The sequence below is a fragment of the Streptomyces sp. CB09001 genome, from assembly GCF_003369795.1.
Taxonomy (GTDB): domain Bacteria; phylum Actinomycetota; class Actinomycetes; order Streptomycetales; family Streptomycetaceae; genus Streptomyces.
Map to the genome: position 1 here is coordinate 5358988 of NZ_CP026730.1, position 16128 is coordinate 5375115.

Sequence of the window (16128 nt, forward strand, 5' to 3'; positions counted from 1 at the left end):
CGAGGCGGTGGCCCGGGCACCGCAGGACGCCGCGCTCGGCGGTGACGCCCGCGACGGGAGCGGACCGCGGAGTGAGGCGCCGGGCGACGATGCACTGGACGATGCGGCGCTGGACGAGGCGAGCTTGGACGATGCGGCGCTGGACGAGGCGAGCTTGGACGATGCGGCGCCGGCCGGGCCGGATCTCGCGGTCGGGGGCGATGCCGTGGACGGCGTCGCCGCCGGGCCCCGTTCCGCCGTGGAAAGCCGTTCCGCCGCCGGGCCCGGTGGCGCGGGCCCGGGCGTCGACGGGAGCGGCACGAGCGGTGAGGGACCGGAGGACCGAGAGCTGCTCGGGAGGGTCTTCCTCGCCCGGGTGCTCGAGCCCGGTGACGAGACGGGCGGGCGGTGGGTGCGCGAGCGCGGTGTCCCGGAGGTGGTGCGGCGCCTGCGCGAGGGCGGACGCGCGCTGCCGGGGGCGAGCGAGAAGCGGTGGGCCGGGCTGTGCGCTCGGGCGGGCCGCGCCGACCCCCATCGTGACCTGGCCGATGCCCGGTCCGCGGGGGCGCGGTTCGTGGTCCCCGGCACCGCGGAGTGGCCGGGGCAGCTCGACGACCTCGGCGATGCCCGGCCGCTCGGGCTGTGGGTGCGGGGCGGGCCCAGCCTGCGCATGTGGGCACTCAGGTCGGTCGCCGTCGTCGGCGCCCGCGCCTGCACCGAGTACGGCGCCCACATGGCCGCCACCCTCTCCGCCGGCCTGGCCGAGCGCGGCTGGGTCGTGGTCTCGGGCGGCGCCTACGGAATCGACGGCGCCGCCCACCGCGGTGCCCTCGGGGCCGGCGGCGCCACCGCGGCGGTCCTCGCCTGCGGGGTCGACCGCCCCTACCCTCCCGGGCACACCGCGCTGATCAGCAGGATCGCCGAGCAGGGCCTGGTCGTCGGCGAGCTGCCACCGGGCGATCACCCGACGCCGAGCAGATTCATCCTGCGCAACCGGGTCATCGCCGCGCTCACCAGGGGCACCGTGGTCGTCGAAGCCGCCCACCGCAGCGGTTCGCTGGTCACGGCCCGGGCGGCCCGGCGGCTGGGCCGGCACGTGATGGGAGTGCCGGGACCCGCGACCAGTGCCCTCTCCGCCGGTGTGCACGAGATGCTGCGCGGTGACGCGGTGCTCGTCGGCGACGCCGCCGAGGTGGTCGAGCTGGTCGGCGACATGGGAGAGCTCCCGCCGGAGCGGCGCGGGCCCGTCCTCCCCACCGATCTGCTGGAGCCCCGGACCCGCCAGGTGCTGGCCGGGCTCCCCGGGCGGGGAAGGGCGACGGCGGCGGAGGTGGCGCTCCGCGCCCAGACCACCCAGGACGACGCGGTCGCGAGGCTGTACGAGCTTCGAGCACTCGGTTACGTCGAACGACACGGCGACGGCTGGAAGTTGACACGCCAGGCGATGATCTCGGTTCGCGGTGGTCGCAGCCCGTGCTGACGCACCGTGTTCGGCCGTCCGGGGGAACCCCGACGCCCGTGGGGATTCTGGCAGTTGAGGTATTCGAGTGATCACCCAGAGCGATCATCGTCCCCCCTGTAGAGCGTTCGGCGGAACGTATCTGCGTAGGGTGCCCGCCCGCTCCTTCGCACACCGCGACGGCCCAGTCACGCTACGCTCACGATGACCCCCACGCAGACGGCCGACAGCAGGCGACAACCAGAAAGCAGACCGGCGGCCACAGGCAGATCCACATCACGGCAGAACGGCACTAGGCGACGAATGCCCCAGCACACCTCCGGGTCCGACCGGGCGGCGATCCCCCCAGCCGCCCGCGACGGTGGCAGCGTGCGACCGTCCGCCCCCTCGACGCTCGACGAGCTGTGGCGGTCGTACAAGACGACCGGCGACGAGCGGCTGCGGGAACAGCTGATCCTGCACTACTCGCCCCTCGTGAAATACGTGGCGGGCCGGGTCAGCGTGGGGCTGCCGCCCAACGTCGAGCAGGCCGACTTCGTCTCCTCCGGGGTGTTCGGCCTGATCGACGCCATCGAGAAGTTCGACGTCGACCGGGAGATCAAGTTCGAGACGTACGCGATCACCCGGATCCGGGGCGCGATGATCGACGAACTGCGGGCGCTGGACTGGATCCCGCGGTCGGTGCGGCAGAAGGCGCGCAACGTCGAGCGCGCGTACGCGACGCTGGAGGCACGCCTGCGGCGCACCCCCTCGGAGAGCGAGGTCGCCGTGGAGATGGGGATCGCGGTGGAGGACCTCCACGCGGTCTTCAGCCAGCTGTCGCTGGCCAATGTGGTGGCCCTGGAGGAGCTGCTGCACGCGGGCGGCGAGGGCGGCGGCCGGCTGAGCCTGATGGACACCCTGGAGGACACCGCCGCCGACAACCCGGTGGAGGTCGCCGAGGACCGTGAGCTGCGGCGGCTCCTGGCCCGGGCGATCAACACGCTGCCGGAGCGGGAGAAGACCGTCGTCACGCTGTACTACTACGAGGGCCTCACGCTCGCCGAGATCGGGAACGTGCTGGGTGTGACGGAGAGCAGGGTCAGCCAGATCCACACCAAGTCGGTGTTGCAACTGCGCGCCAAACTGGCGGGCTTCGGCCGCTGACCTGGGCTTGCGGCACGCGGTCGGCCCCGCCTCCGGCCCGGTCGGCGGACGGCTGGCCGGTCGAGTGACTCCCGTACGCGGTGCCGCGTCCGTAAAGTGGTGACGTGCCAAGGATTCGAGCGGCCTCTGTGGCCGAGCACCGGTCGATGCAGCGTGCCGCCCTGCTGGACGCGGCACGCTCCCTGCTGTCCGACGGCGGAACGGAGGCGCTGACCTTCCCCGCCCTCGCCGAACGGACGGGTCTCGCCCGGTCGTCCGTCTACGAGTACTTCCGGTCGCGCGCGGCGGTGGTCGAGGAGCTGTGCGCCGTCGACTTCCCCGTCTGGGCCGCCGAGGTCGAGGCCGCGATGGAGCGCGAGACGGCCCCCGACGCCAAGGTCGAGGCGTATGTGCGCAAGCAGCTCGACCTGGTCGGAGACCGGCGGCACCGTGCCGTCGTGGCCATCTCCGCGAGCGAGCTGGACGCCGCTGCGCGCGAGAAGATCCGGGCGGCGCACGGCGGGCTGATCGCGATGATCGTCGAGGCCCTGGGTGAGATGGGGCACGGCCAGCCGCGGCTGGCGGCGATGCTCCTCCAGGGCGTCGTGGACGCGGCCGTACGGCGGATCGAGCTCGGCGCGGCGGAGGAGCCGGGGGCGATCACGGAGGCGGCGGTCTCCATGGCGTTGCGCGGCGTGCGGGGCTGATCTCCGCGCGGTCGGGCAACGGCACCCCCGCCACCGGCAGCAGCCTCGACGGACCCGCGTCCAGCAGCCACGGCGGGAGCAGGGACAGCGGGTTCAGATAGACCTCGCCCCGCAGCAGGCCCCAGTGCAGACAGGCCGTGCAGTGCGAACCGGCCGGCTGCACCGTGCCGAGCAGCTCGCCGGCCGCGACCTCGTCACCCTTCCTCACGGCCGCCTCGACGGGGGCGAACGTCGTCCGCAAGGGTGGTTCGCCCGTTCTCGTCAGTTCCACCGAGACCACCCCCCGGCCCGCGACCGGCCCCGCGAACGACACTCTTCCCGCGGCCACCGCCCGTACCGGCGCCCCGGTGCCCGCCGCGAGGTCCACGCCCCGGTGTCCCGGTCCGTACGGGGTTGCCGGGGGCTCCCAGCCCCGCAGGACCACGGGCCGGGTGCCGACCGGCCAGGACCTGGCCACGGCCGGAACCGTCGGCGCTGCCGGAACCGTCGGCGGCACCGGATCGGACAGGGCCAGAACGGCGGCCACCGGCGCCGGACCCGGCGGCCCCGAGGCCCGGACGGTCAGGACGGCCACGGTCAGGACGCCCGGCAGCAGTAGCAGTACCAGCCGGGTACACACGCTCACCCATCGCCTCGTTCGCATACGGGCACCGTCCCGCACCAGGGGCGACCGCCGCCCGGCTCTGTGGACCTCGCCCCGGTTGTGGACAGCCGCGTCACCCGGTACCCCGCGGGTCCCGTACACTTCTGGTGGCGATCCGGGTCACCGGGTCGACTTCGCACGCCCCGACACGAGGCCCCACCAGGTTCGTGTCAGCGCCCCTCGGTCCCTAGTGGCAGGCGCGTCGCGGGCGTCAGGCGCGGGAGCCGTCCGGCTCGCGCGGCACAACCGAGAAAACCAAGGAGATACGGCCATGGCCGTCGTCACGATGCGGGAGCTGCTGGAAAGCGGCGTCCACTTCGGTCACCAGACCCGCCGTTGGAACCCGAAGATGAAGCGCTTCATCTTCACCGAGCGCAACGGCATCTACATCATCGACCTGCTCCAGTCGCTGTCGTACATCGACCGCGCCTACGAGTTCGTCAAGGAGACCGTCGCCCACGGCGGCACGGTCATGTTCGTCGGCACGAAGAAGCAGGCGCAGGAGGCCATCGCCGAGCAGGCCACCCGCGTCGGCATGCCCTACGTCAACCAGCGCTGGCTGGGCGGCATGCTCACCAACTTCTCGACCGTCTACAAGCGCCTGCAGCGCCTGAAGGAGCTCGAGCAGATCGACTTCGAGGACGTGGCCGCCTCCGGCCTCACCAAGAAGGAGCTGCTGGTCCTCTCCCGCGAGAAGGCCAAGCTGGAGAAGACCCTCGGCGGTATCCGCGAGATGTCCAAGGTGCCCAGCGCCGTCTGGATCGTGGACACCAAGAAGGAGCACATCGCGGTCGGCGAGGCCCGGAAGCTCAACATCCCGGTCGTCGCCATCCTCGACACCAACTGCGACCCCGACGAGGTCGACTACAAGATCCCGGGCAACGACGACGCGATCCGCTCCGTCACCCTGCTCACCCGTGTGATCGCCGACGCCGTCGCCGAGGGCCTCATCGCCCGTTCCGGCGCTGCCGGTGGCGCCAAGGGCGACAAGGCCGCCGGTGAGCCGCTCGCCGCGTGGGAGCGTGACCTGCTCGAGGGCGAGAAGGCCGAGAAGACGGACGACGCCGAGGCCGCCGAGAAGCCCGCCGAGGCTCCCGCTGCCGAGGCCGCCGAGAAGCCCGCCGAGGACGCCCCTGCCGAGGCCCCCGCCGCCGAGGCGCCGGCCGCCGAGGCCCCGGCCGCGGACGCCGAGCAGGCCTGACCCCTCACCACCTTCGGGTGCCGGACGGCGGGGGCCACACAGCCCCCGCCGTCCGGCCCGTAGATCTTCAGACTTCGAGAGAGATTCCGGAATCATGGCGAACTACACCGCCGCCGACGTCAAGAAGCTCCGCGAGCTCACCGGCGCCGGCATGATGGACTGCAAGAAGGCGCTGGACGAGGCCGAGGGCAACGTCGAGAAGGCCGTCGAGGCGCTCCGCATCAAGGGTCAGAAGGGCGTCGCCAAGCGCGAGGGCCGCTCTGCCGAGAACGGTGCCGTCGTCTCGATCATCGCCGACGACAACACCTCGGGTGTGATCGTCGAGCTGAAGTGCGAGACGGACTTCGTCGCCAAGGGCGAGAAGTTCCAGAACGTCGCGAAGACCATCGCCGAGCACGTCGCCAAGGCCGCCCCGGCCGACCTCGAGGCCCTGCTCGCCTCCGAGATCGAGCCCGGCAAGACCGTCCAGGCGTACGTGGACGAGGCCAACGCCAACCTCGGCGAGAAGATCGTCCTGGACCGCTTCGCGCAGTTCTCCGGCGGCTTCGTGACCGCGTACATGCACCGCACGATGCCCGACCTGCCCCCGCAGATCGGTGTCCTCGTCGAGCTGGACAAGCCCAACGCCGAGATCGCCAAGGGCGTCGCCCAGCACATCGCCGCCTTCGCGCCGAAGTACCTCTCCAAGGAGGACGTCCCGGCCGAGGTCGTCGAGACCGAGCGCCGCGTCGCCGAGGAGACCACCCGCGCCGAGGGCAAGCCCGAGGCCGCCCTGCCGAAGATCGTCGAGGGCCGCCTCAACGGCTTCTTCAAGGACGCCACCCTGCTCGGCCAGCCCTACGCCCTGGACAACAAGAAGTCCGTCCAGAAGGTGCTGGAAGAGGCCGGTGTCAGCCTGAAGCGCTTCTCGCGCATCAAGGTCGGCATCTGAGTCCGTACCGCGACGGACGCGCGACCCCGGTAGGGTCGACGCAAGTCGTCCGCGCCGTATGCGCATGCCGTGGCGCACGCGCGCGCGGCGGCGGACGACAGCAGATCTGACGAGGAGGCCATTGCCGCGTACGGGATGCGAAACACGCCCCCACCGGCAGTGGCCTTCTTCGTGTGTGTGACCCACGTAGAAGAGGCGAGACTCCATGAGCACCAAGGCCGAGAAGAGCGACGACGGCAAAGTAAGCGGCCGCTTCATGCTGAAGCTGTCCGGAGAGGCGTTCTCCGGCGGTGGGGGCCTGGGCGTCGACCCCGACGTGGTGCACGCCATGGCACGCGAGATCGCGGCCGTCGTCCGGGACGGCGCGCAGATCGCGATCGTCATCGGCGGCGGCAACTTCTTCCGCGGCGCCGAGTTGCAGATGCGGGGCATGGACCGCGCCCGCTCCGACTACATGGGCATGCTCGGCACCGTGATGAACTGCCTGGCCCTCCAGGACTTCCTGGAGAAGGAGGGCGTCGACTGCCGCGTGCAGACCGCCATCACCATGGGCCAGGTCGCCGAGCCCTACATCCCGCTGCGCGCCGTGCGCCACCTGGAGAAGGGCCGTGTGGTCATCTTCGGCGCCGGCATGGGCATGCCCTACTTCTCCACCGACACCACCGCCGCCCAGCGCGCCCTCGAGATCGACGCCGAGGCCCTGCTCATGGGCAAGAACGGCGTGGACGGGGTCTACGACTCCGACCCCAAGACCAACCCGGACGCCGTGAAGTTCGACGCGCTCGGCTACGGCGAGGTCATCACCCGCGACCTGAAGGTCGCCGACGCCACGGCCGTCACGCTCTGCCGCGACAACAGCCTCCCGATCGTGGTCTTCGAGCTGCTGAAGGAGGGCAATATCGCCCGCGCCGTCAAGGGTGAGAAGATCGGCACGCTTGTGGGTGACCAGGGCAGCCGGGACTGACCGGAGAACACCCCCCGTCCGCCGACGCCACCTGTCCGGGGGACGGACGGGACGGGGCCGGACCGGGGGATGGACAATGTCCCGCCGGTCGGGAACCGTGCAGGAAGAACGCGACGCAGCCGGCCGCCGCCCGCAGGGAACCGCAGCCGGGCCTACTCAAGACACGCAGGAGCAAGTGGTGATCGAAGAGACCCTCCTCGAGGCCGAGGAGAAGATGGAGAAGGCCGTCGTGGTCGCCAAGGAGGACTTCGCCGCGATCCGCACCGGCCGTGCGCACCCGGCGATGTTCAACAAGATCGTGGCCGACTACTACGGCGCGCCGACGCCGATCAACCAGCTGGCCTCGTTCTCCGTGCCCGAGCCGCGCATGGCCGTGGTGACCCCCTTCGACAAGACGGCCCTGCGCAACATCGAGCAGGCGATCCGTGACTCCGACCTGGGCGTCAACCCGAGCAACGACGGCAACATCATCCGGGTGGTGTTCCCCGAGCTGACCGAGGAGCGCCGCCGCGAGTACATCAAGGTCGCCAAGAGCAAGGGCGAGGACGCCAAGGTCTCGATCCGCTCCGTGCGCCGCAAGGCCAAGGACGCCATCGACAAGATGGTCAAGGACGGCGAGGTCGGCGAGGACGAGGGCCGCCGGGCGGAGAAGGAGCTCGACGACACCACCGCCAAGTACGTCGCACAGGTGGACGAGCTCCTGAAGCACAAGGAAGCGGAGCTGCTCGAGGTCTGATGAACGACTCTTCCTGGGGAGCGCCGCCACAAGCCGGGTACTGGGGGCCGTCCGACCAGGGACCCGTCCAGGGCGCCGGCCCGGCGGGTCCCGCGTACGATGCGCACTACGCGCAGCAGACTCGCCCCATGCCCATCGTGCCCGACGTACCCGAACACGGCGGAGACCAGGACGACGACCAGGGGACCGCTCGGCTGAGCGGTCCCTTGTTCCGGGACGAGCCGCTTCACGACCAGCCCGTTCGCGACGAGCCGTACCGCGACCAGAACCCGTCGGCGCAGCCGTATGCGGCGGTGCCGCAGAATCCGGAGCCCATGCCCGACGCCCCGCAGCCGGCGCAGTCCCAGCCGTCGCCGCAGAAGAAGAGCGCGGGGCGTGACCTGGGTGCGGCGATAGGGGTCGGCGTCGGCCTCGGCGTGGTGATCGTCGCGTCGCTGTTCGTCGTCAAGGCGGTCTTCGTCGGTGTGATCGCGGTCGCCGTCGTGGTGGGTCTGTGGGAGCTGACCAAGCGGCTGGAGGAGCGCAAGGGCATCAAGGCGCCCCTCGTACCGCTCGCGATCGGCGGCGCCGCGATGGTGGTCGCCGGCTACGCGCGCGGCGCCGAGGGCGCGTGGGTCGCCATGGCCCTCACCGCGCTCGCGGTCCTGGTCTGGCGGATGACGGAGCCGCCGGAGGGTTACCTCAAGGACGTCACGGCGGGCCTCTTCGCCGCGTTCTACGTGCCGTTCCTGGCCACGTTCGTCGCCATGATGCTGGCGGCGGACGACGGCGCCTGGCGCGTCCTGGTCTTCCTGATACTGACGGTCGTCAGCGACACCGGGGCCTACGCCGTCGGATGGCGCTTCGGCAGGAAGAAGCTCGCCCCGCGCATCAGCCCCGGCAAGACCCGCGAGGGCCTGCTGGGAGCGGTCGCGTTCGCCATGGCGGCGGGTGCGCTGTGCATGCAGTTCCTGATCGACGACGGCGCCTGGTGGCAGGGCCTGCTGCTCGGCCTCGTGGTCGCCGTCAGCGCCACGCTGGGCGACCTCGGCGAGTCCATGATCAAGCGGGACCTCGGCATCAAGGACATGGGCACCCTCCTGCCGGGCCACGGCGGCATCATGGACCGCCTGGACTCGCTGCTGCCGACGGCACCGGTGGTGTGGCTGCTGCTGGTGATCTTCGTGGGGTCGGGGTGACCGACACGACTTCGGTGAACGGCCTCCGCCTGCACAGGCGGGGGCCGTTCCCATGTGGCCCTGCCCAGTGATCGTCTAAAGTTCCGCCATGGCGCAGGCGAGGCGGGGCGACGACGGCAGATACCACGGCGATCTGCCCTGCGTGTGGTGCCGGGCCCTCCTCGACCAGAAGGGCCGGCGCAGGGTGCGCCGCTACTGCGGTCCGTGGCACCGCACAAAGCAGTACGTCACCACGGTCGTCGCCTTGGTCGCGGGCCTGTTCTGAGCCGCTCGGGTCACCCTTGTCGATCTGCGACACTGGTACAGCCATGCCTAAGCCCGGAGAACTCACATTCGTCGCGCCGCGCGGAGTCAAGAAGCCGCCGCGGCACCTTGCCGACCTCACGCCTGCCGAGCGCAAGGAGGCTGTCGCCGCGATCGGTGAGAAGCCGTTCCGTGCGAAGCAGCTCTCGCAGCACTACTTCGCGCGGTACGCGCACGCCCCCGAGCAGTGGACCGACATCCCCGCCGGTTCGCGCGAGGGGCTGCGGGAAGCGTTGCTGCCCGAGCTGATGACGGTCGTGCGGCACCTGTCGACCGACCAGGGGACCACGCGCAAGACGCTGTGGAAGCTGTTCGACGGGACGCTCGTCGAGTCGGTGCTCATGCGCTACCCGGACCGGGTGACCATGTGCATCAGCTCCCAGGCGGGCTGCGGGATGAACTGCCCGTTCTGCGCCACCGGCCAGGCCGGCCTGGACCGCAACCTGTCGACCGCCGAGATCGTGCACCAGATCGTGGACGGCATGCGGGCGCTCAGGGACGGCGAGGTCCCGGGAGGCCCCGCGCGGCTCAGCAACATCGTGTTCATGGGCATGGGCGAGCCCCTCGCCAACTACAACCGGGTCGTGGGCGCCATCCGCCGGCTCACCGACCCCGAGCCCGACGGGCTGGGGCTCTCCCAGCGCGGCATCACCGTCTCCACGGTCGGTCTCGTCCCCGCGATCCACCGCTTCACCGGCGAGGGCTTCAAGTGCCGGCTCGCCATCTCGCTGCACGCCCCCGACGACGAGCTGCGCGACACCCTCGTCCCCGTCAACACGCGGTGGAAGGTGCGCGAGGTGCTGGACGCCGGGTTCGAGTACGCGGCGAAGTCCGGGCGCCGGCTGTCCATCGAGTACGCCCTGATCCGCGACATCAACGACCAGGCCTGGCGCGGCGACCGGCTCGGGCGGCTGCTCAAGGGCAGGCCCGTGCACGTCAACCTGATCCCGCTCAACCCGACGCCCGGCTCCAAGTGGACCGCGTCCCGGCCCGAGGACGAGAAGGCGTTCGTGGAGGCCATCGCGGCGCACGGTGTGCCGGTGACGATCCGGGACACCCGTGGGCAGGAGATCGACGGGGCGTGTGGTCAGCTCGCCGCGAGCGAGCGGTAACCTGACCGGCGGGAGTATCAGTAGTACATCCAGTACATCGTCAAAGCCATCACATCTTCATATTCCGACAGGGGAGCGCCACAGCGCTGAGAGTGCGGCACCGGCCGCAGACCCTCCGAACCTGGCCCAGGTCATTCTGGGTAGGGAGATCGGTCACCACTCGAGCTGTTGCGCCCTGCCCGGGACCCTCGCCAGGGGTTCCGGGCGGGGCCGCGTCTTCTCCTGGTCACCCAGGAGGAATTCAGTGAGCATCACCAAGAAGGGCGTCACCAAGAAGGGCGTCACCAAGAAGGTCAGTGTCCTGGCCGTCGGGCTCGGCATGGTCGGCACGCTGGCCGCCTGCGGGTCCTCGTCCGACGACGGCGGCGACGGCAGCGGCTCCGGCGGCTCCAAGACCGTGACCCTGGTCAGCCACGACTCGTGGGCCGCGTCCAAGGACGTGATCGCCGCCTTCGAGAAGAACTCCGGCTACAAGGTCAAGGTCCTGGAGGACGGCGACGCCGGACAGGCCGTCAACAAGGCCATCCTCACCAAGGACAACCCGCAGGGCGACGTCTTCTTCGGCGTCGACAACACCCTGCTCTCCCGCGCCCTCGACAACGGCCTGTTCCAGCCGTACGAGGCCAAGGGCTCCGACCTCGTCCTGCCCGAGTACCGGGCCGACCGGGACAAGCACCGGGTCACGCCCGTCGACACCGGCGACATCTGCGTCAACTACGACAAGGCGTACTTCGCCGAGCACGGGCTGACCCCGCCCAAGACCCTCGACGACCTGGTCAAGCCCGAGTACAAGGACCTGCTCGTCACCGAGAACGCGGGCAGCTCCTCGCCCGGCCTCGGCTTCCTGCTCGGCACCGCCGCCAAGTACGGCGACGCGGGCTGGGAGGGCTACTGGAAGAAGCTCAAGTCGAACGGCGTCAAGGTCGTCGACAGCTGGGAGCAGGCGTACAACGAGGAGTTCTCCGGCTCGGCCGGCGGCAAGAAGGCCAAGGGCGACCGTCCGCTCGTCGTGTCCTACGCCTCCTCCCCGCCCGTCGAGGTCGTCTACGCCGACCCGCAGCCGGCCACCGCCCCCACGGGCGTCGCCGACGGCACCTGCTTCCGGCAGGTCGAGTACGCGGGTCTGCTCAGCAACGCGAAGAACCCCGAGGGCGGCAAGGCGCTCCTGGACTTCCTGCTGAGCGAGTCCTTCCAGGAGGACATGCCGCTGAACATGTTTGTCTACCCGGTGCGGGAGGGCGCGCAGGTCCCCGAGGTGTTCTCGAAGTTCGGGCCGCAGGCGAAGGACCCGCAGACCCTCGACCCGGTGAAGATCGCCGACAACCGCGACCAGTGGGTCAAGTCGTGGACCTCGCTCGTACTGAAGTAGGGCACGAAGGGACGCAGCCGGTGAAGCAGGCGGTGCGGCCGGCGCGGACCGCGCGCGGGAGCGTGGCTCGGCTCGGCCTCATGGCCCTGCCCGTCGCGTTCTTCGCGGTCTTCTTCGCCTACCCCGTCGCCGCCATCGTCGCGCGCGGCCTCGAGGTCGACGGGGTCTGGCAGCTCGGTCGGATCGGGGACGTGCTCGCACAGTCCGACGTGCGGCACGTGCTGTGGTTCACCACCTGGCAGGCGCTGGCGTCCACCGGTCTCACGCTGCTGGTCGCGCTGCCCGGCGCGTACGTCTTCGCCCGCTTCGACTTCCCCGGCAAGCAGGTCCTGCGGGCCGTGGTGACCGTGCCGTTCGTGCTGCCGACGGTCGTCGTCGGTACGGCGTTCCTGGCGCTGGTCGGGCGCGGCGGGCTGCTCGACGAGCTGTGGGGTATGCGCCTGGACACCACGGTGTGGGCGATCCTGCTCGCGCACGTCTTCTTCAACTACGCCGTGGTCGTCCGCACCGTCGGCGGACTGTGGTCGCAGCTCGACCCGCGGCAGGAGGAGGCCGCGCGGATGCTCGGCGCCTCCCGGCTGCGGGCCTGGCGGCAGGTCACGCTGCCCGCGCTGGCGCCCGCCGTGGCCGCCGCCGCGCTGATGGTCTTCCTGTTCACGTTCACCTCCTTCGGTGTCGTCCAGATCCTCGGCGGACCCACCTTCTCCACCCTGGAGGTGGAGATCTACCGCCAGACCTCGCAGGTCTTCGACCTGTCCACGGCCGCCGTCCTGACGCTGATCCAGTTCGCGGCGGTCGTCGCCGTCCTCGCCGTGCACGCCTGGACGGTGCGGCGGCGGGAGTCGGCACTGCGGCTCGTGGACGCGGCCACGACCGCGCGCCGGCCGCGCGGAGCGGGTCAGTGGGCGCTGCTCGCCGGCGTCCTGGGCGTCATCGCCGTCCTGCTGGTGCTGCCGCTCGCGGTACTGGTCCAGCGGTCGCTCGGCGCGTCCGGCTTCGGCTACTACCGGGCGCTGACCCGCGAGGACGGCGGCGCCTTCCTCGTCCCGCCGATCGAGGCGATCGGCAACTCCCTCCAGTACGCCGTCGCCGCCACCGCCATCGCCGTGGTGATCGGCGCGCTGGCCGCGACCGCGCTCACCCGGCGCGACGCGGGCCGCTTCGTGCGCGGATTCGACGCGCTGCTGATGCTGCCGCTGGGGGTGTCGGCCGTGACGGTCGGGTTCGGATTCCTGATCGCGCTGGACGAACCGCCGCTGGACCTCAGGGCCTCCTGGATCCTGGTGCCGCTCGCGCAGGCGCTGGTGGGCGTCCCGTTCGTCGTACGGACCATGCTGCCGGTGCTGCGGGCGGTGGACGGACGGCTGCGGGAGGCGGCCGCGGTGCTGGGCGCGTCGCCGTGGCGGGTCTGGCGCGAGGTGGACCTGCCGATGGTGCGGCGGGCGCTGCTGGTGGCGGCCGGGTTCGCCTTCGCGGTGTCGCTGGGCGAGTTCGGCGCGACCGTGTTCATCGCACGGCCCGACAACCCGACGCTGCCGGTGGCCGTGGCGCGCCTGCTGGGCCGGCCCGGGGACATGAACTACGGCCAGGCGATGGCCCTTTCGACGATTCTGATGCTGGTGTGCGCCGTGGCCCTGGTGGTGCTGGAGCGGCTGCGGACCGACCGGAGCGGGGAGTTCTAGACATGCCGCCCAGCCTGTTGAGCCTGGAAGGCGCGACCGTCCGCTTCGGCGGGCGGGCCGTACTCGACGACGTCGGCCTGGGGGTCGCCGAGCACGAGGTGGTGTGCGTGCTCGGGCCCAGCGGCAGCGGCAAGTCGACGCTGCTGCGGGCGGTCGCCGGGCTCCAGCCGCTGGACGCCGGGCGGGTGACGCTGGACGGGCGGGACCAGTCCGGGGTGCCCGCGCACAAGCGCGAGGTCGGGCTGATGTTCCAGGACCACCAGCTGTTCCCACAGCGGGACGTGGCCGGAAACATCGCCTTCGGGCCGCGGATGCGGGGAGCGTCGCGGGCCGAGCAGCAGGCCCGGGTGGGGGAGTTGCTGGAGCTGGTCGGACTGCCGGGCGCCGCCCACCGGTCCGTCGCCGCGCTCTCCGGCGGGGAACAGCAGCGGGTGGCACTGGCCCGCGCGCTCGCGCCCCGGCCCCGGCTGCTGATGCTGGACGAGCCGCTCGGTCAGCTGGACCGCTCGCTGCGGGAGCGCCTCGTGGTGGAACTGAGGGAGCTGTTCGGACGGTTGGGCACCACGGTGCTGGCGGTGACCCACGACCAGGGCGAGGCGTTCGCGCTCGCCGACCGGGTCGTGGTGATGCGGGACGGGCGGATCGCCCAGTCGGGAACGCCCCTGGAGGTGTGGCAGCGGCCGGCGGACGCCTTCGTGGCCCGCTTCCTCGGCTTCGAGAACGTGGCCGAGGCGTCCGTCGCCGGACAGGCCGCGGACACCCCGTGGGGCAAGGTGCCGGTCCCCGAGGACGCCCCGCAGGGCACCCGGACGGTGCTCGTGCGGCCGGCCGGGGTCCGGGTCGTCCCCGCCGACCAGGGCCTGCGCTGCACGGTCACGGCCCGCACCTTCCGCGGCACGCACGTCTCCGTGCACCTCCAGCCCGAGGACGCGCCCCGCCTGGAGGCGGCCTGCGCGCTGCGGGCGGCGCCGGAGGTCGGGGACGCGGTCGGGGTGGAGTTCGACGCGGCGGACGTCGTCGTGCTCGGCCGGTCCGACGCTCCCCGGTGATCATGCCGTTCGTAGGGTGACGTCATGACACTCCTCGCGCACGACCGGTACTGCGACGAAATCGTTCACCAGGTGGCCGGGCTCAGGGCCGTGGTCACCTCCGGCGCGGACCTGTCCGCCACCGTGCCGACCTGCCCGGCCTGGACCCTGGAGGACCTGGTGCGCCACGTGGGCCGGGCCCTGCGCTGGACCGGGCTGATCGTCGCCACCCGCGCCGAGCAGGACGTCCCGGTGGACCGCGCGCCGGGAGCCGAGGGGCCCGCGGCCGGCGGGGACGCGGCGGCGCTGGGCGCGTGGCTGGCGGAGTCCGGCGAGGTGGTCGTCGGCGCCCTGCGGGAGGCCGGTCCGCACGCGCGGGCGTGGTCGTGGGCCGGTGTCGACACGGCGGGGTTCTGGGCGCGCCGGATGACCCACGAACTCGTCGTGCACGGTGCGGACGCGGCACTCGCGACGGGCCGGCCCCGCCGGGCGGTCGCGCCCGAGGTGGCGGCCGACGCGATCGACGAGTGGCTGGACATCGTGCGGTTCGTGCAGCGGGCCCTGCCCGGCGCCGCGGCGAACGAACTGCGCGCTCCCGGCAGCAGCCTCCACCTGCACGCGACGGACGCTCCGGCCGAGCTGGACGCCGAGTGGCTCATCGAGCTCCCCGACGACGGCGTCACCTGGCGCCGCGGGCACGAGAAGGCGACGGTGGCGCTGCGCGGCCCGCTCACGGACGTGCTGCTGGCCTTCTACGGCCGGCTGCCGCTGGACGCGCCGGGGCTCGAGGTGCTCGGGGACCGGGGCCTGCTCGAACTCTGGCTGGAGAAGGCGACGTTCGGCTGACACGACGGTGGCCCGCCCCGGAACGGGACGGGCCACCGCCGTGGACGGGTCGCGCGGGTGTCAGCTGTTGCTGTTCGCTCCGCGACGGCGCAGGCCGAAGAAGACGGCGCCGCCACCGACGACGACCAGGGCCGCCGCGATACCGGCGATCATGCCAGTGTTGGAGTTGGCACCGGTCTCGGCGAGGTTGGAGTCACCGGCCGCCGGGGACGGGGCGTTGTCGTTCGGCACGGCCGCCGGGGCGGTGCTCTCCGACTGCGACGGCGCGGGGGCCGACGTGGACGGCTCGGGCGCCGGAGACTCCGTCTCGTCGGACGGGGTCGAGGAGCTCTCCGACGGGGTCGGGGTCGGGGTGTCCTCGGTCTTGCACGGCGTCGACGGGGTGGTGACGTCCGGCTTGATGTCCTCGTCGACGTACCTGTCGGCCTTCACGTGGATGCGGTACGTCGTGTCCGGCTGCCAGTCCACGGGGAAGGAGACGGTGGTGCCCTCCTTGGAGCCCTTGACCGTCTGCTGGCCGACCTGCTTGTCGCCGTCCTTGAGGTAGACGGTGACAGTGGCCGGGATGCCGGCGGGGTCCACGTCGGTGACAGTGATGACACCGTTGTCGCCGTCGCACTGAGCCTCGGCGGTGAACTCGTTGATGTTGCAGGCGAGGGCGGAGCCGGAGGCGCTGAGCGCCAGGGCCGCGGAGGCGGCGACGACGCCGAGGGCGCGGACGCTACGGCGTGATGCCGTGCGGCTGATTATGGACAGGACTGCCACGTTTGTCCTTTACGGGAGCGCGAATGCGGGGGGTGGTGAGTGTGCCGACACTCGATGACGCGGCATCAGCACACCCATGAGCCTCACTGGTCTATAAGCG

At 71.7% G+C, this 16128-nt stretch carries 16 protein-coding genes and 1 riboswitch; of the genes, 14 read left to right on the forward strand and 2 right to left on the reverse strand.

The window, feature by feature from the left end; genetic code table 11:
• The first annotated feature begins 328 nt into the window (after positions 1-328).
• The 3 genes from dprA (at position 329) to C4J65_RS25125 (ending at position 3270) form a co-directional block, all read left to right on the forward strand.
• The gene (dprA, locus tag C4J65_RS25115; RefSeq protein WP_205351162.1) at positions 329-1459 is read left to right on the forward strand and encodes a DNA-processing protein DprA; all 1131 of its coding nucleotides are present in this window, start codon (positions 329-331) and stop codon (positions 1457-1459) included.
• Between the two features lie 282 nt (positions 1460-1741).
• Positions 1742-2584 (forward strand): RNA polymerase sigma factor WhiG, encoded by an 843-nt coding sequence (gene whiG / locus C4J65_RS25120; RefSeq protein WP_115744419.1) that lies wholly within the window; start codon positions 1742-1744, stop codon positions 2582-2584.
• Positions 2585-2712: 128 nt separating this feature from the next.
• The gene (locus C4J65_RS25125) at positions 2713-3270 is read left to right on the forward strand and encodes a TetR/AcrR family transcriptional regulator (protein ID WP_115744420.1); all 558 of its coding nucleotides are present in this window, start codon (positions 2713-2715) and stop codon (positions 3268-3270) included.
• Here the strand turns inward: C4J65_RS25125 and C4J65_RS25130 are convergent.
• Complete coding sequence (locus C4J65_RS25130; protein ID WP_240330646.1) at positions 3224-3889, reverse strand: M23 family metallopeptidase; 666 nt, start codon at positions 3887-3889, stop codon at positions 3224-3226. The genes C4J65_RS25125 and C4J65_RS25130 overlap by 47 nt on opposite strands.
• Positions 3890-4184: 295 nt before the next feature.
• Here C4J65_RS25130 and rpsB point away from each other — a divergent pair, with 295 nt between their 5' ends.
• The 11 genes from rpsB (at position 4185) to C4J65_RS25180 (ending at position 15263) form a co-directional block, all read left to right on the forward strand.
• On the forward strand, positions 4185-5114 hold the full coding sequence (gene rpsB, locus C4J65_RS25135; RefSeq protein WP_115744422.1) for a 30S ribosomal protein S2: 930 nt from the start codon (positions 4185-4187) through the stop codon (positions 5112-5114).
• Positions 5115-5208: 94 nt separating this feature from the next.
• Positions 5209-6045: a translation elongation factor Ts gene (tsf, locus tag C4J65_RS25140; protein WP_115744423.1), complete on the forward strand. Its 837-nt coding sequence runs from the start codon at positions 5209-5211 to the stop codon at positions 6043-6045.
• A 205-nt stretch (positions 6046-6250) separates the two neighbouring features.
• Complete coding sequence (gene pyrH, locus C4J65_RS25145; protein WP_115744424.1) at positions 6251-7009, forward strand: UMP kinase; 759 nt, start codon at positions 6251-6253, stop codon at positions 7007-7009.
• A 178-nt stretch (positions 7010-7187) separates the two neighbouring features.
• A complete protein-coding gene (gene frr / locus C4J65_RS25150; protein ID WP_059300879.1) occupies positions 7188-7745 on the forward strand; it encodes a ribosome recycling factor in 558 nt (185 codons plus the stop codon).
• On the forward strand, positions 7745-8923 hold the full coding sequence (locus tag C4J65_RS25155) for a phosphatidate cytidylyltransferase (RefSeq protein WP_115744425.1): 1179 nt from the start codon (positions 7745-7747) through the stop codon (positions 8921-8923). Before frr ends, C4J65_RS25155 begins: the two co-directional genes overlap by 1 nt.
• A gap of 88 nt (positions 8924-9011) precedes the next feature.
• Positions 9012-9188, forward strand: a complete 177-nt coding sequence (locus tag C4J65_RS36155; RefSeq protein WP_162833345.1) for a hypothetical protein — start codon at positions 9012-9014, stop codon at positions 9186-9188.
• Positions 9189-9231: 43 nt separating this feature from the next.
• Positions 9232-10338 carry a 23S rRNA (adenine(2503)-C(2))-methyltransferase RlmN gene (gene rlmN / locus C4J65_RS25160; protein ID WP_104632532.1) on the forward strand — a complete coding sequence of 369 codons (1107 nt, stop codon included), beginning with the start codon at positions 9232-9234 and terminating at the stop codon, positions 10336-10338.
• Between the two features lie 59 nt (positions 10339-10397).
• Positions 10398-10503, forward strand: a riboswitch (TPP riboswitch).
• Positions 10504-10657: 154 nt separating this feature from the next.
• Complete coding sequence (locus C4J65_RS25165; RefSeq protein WP_162833623.1) at positions 10658-11707, forward strand: thiamine ABC transporter substrate-binding protein; 1050 nt, start codon at positions 10658-10660, stop codon at positions 11705-11707.
• Positions 11708-11787: 80 nt separating this feature from the next.
• Entirely contained in the window at positions 11788-13389 is a 1602-nt protein-coding gene (locus tag C4J65_RS25170; RefSeq protein WP_240330501.1) for an iron ABC transporter permease, read from the forward strand.
• Positions 13390-13391: 2 nt separating this feature from the next.
• Positions 13392-14438 (forward strand): ABC transporter ATP-binding protein, encoded by a 1047-nt coding sequence (locus C4J65_RS25175; protein ID WP_115744428.1) that lies wholly within the window; start codon positions 13392-13394, stop codon positions 14436-14438.
• A 24-nt stretch (positions 14439-14462) separates the two neighbouring features.
• Positions 14463-15263 (forward strand): maleylpyruvate isomerase family mycothiol-dependent enzyme, encoded by an 801-nt coding sequence (locus C4J65_RS25180; protein ID WP_115744429.1) that lies wholly within the window; start codon positions 14463-14465, stop codon positions 15261-15263.
• A 60-nt stretch (positions 15264-15323) separates the two neighbouring features.
• On the opposite strand, the gene C4J65_RS25185 is transcribed toward C4J65_RS25180, so the two are convergent.
• Positions 15324-16028, reverse strand: a complete 705-nt coding sequence (locus tag C4J65_RS25185; protein WP_115744430.1) for an LAETG motif-containing sortase-dependent surface protein — start codon at positions 16026-16028, stop codon at positions 15324-15326.
• Between the last annotated feature and the right edge of the window lie 100 nt (positions 16029-16128).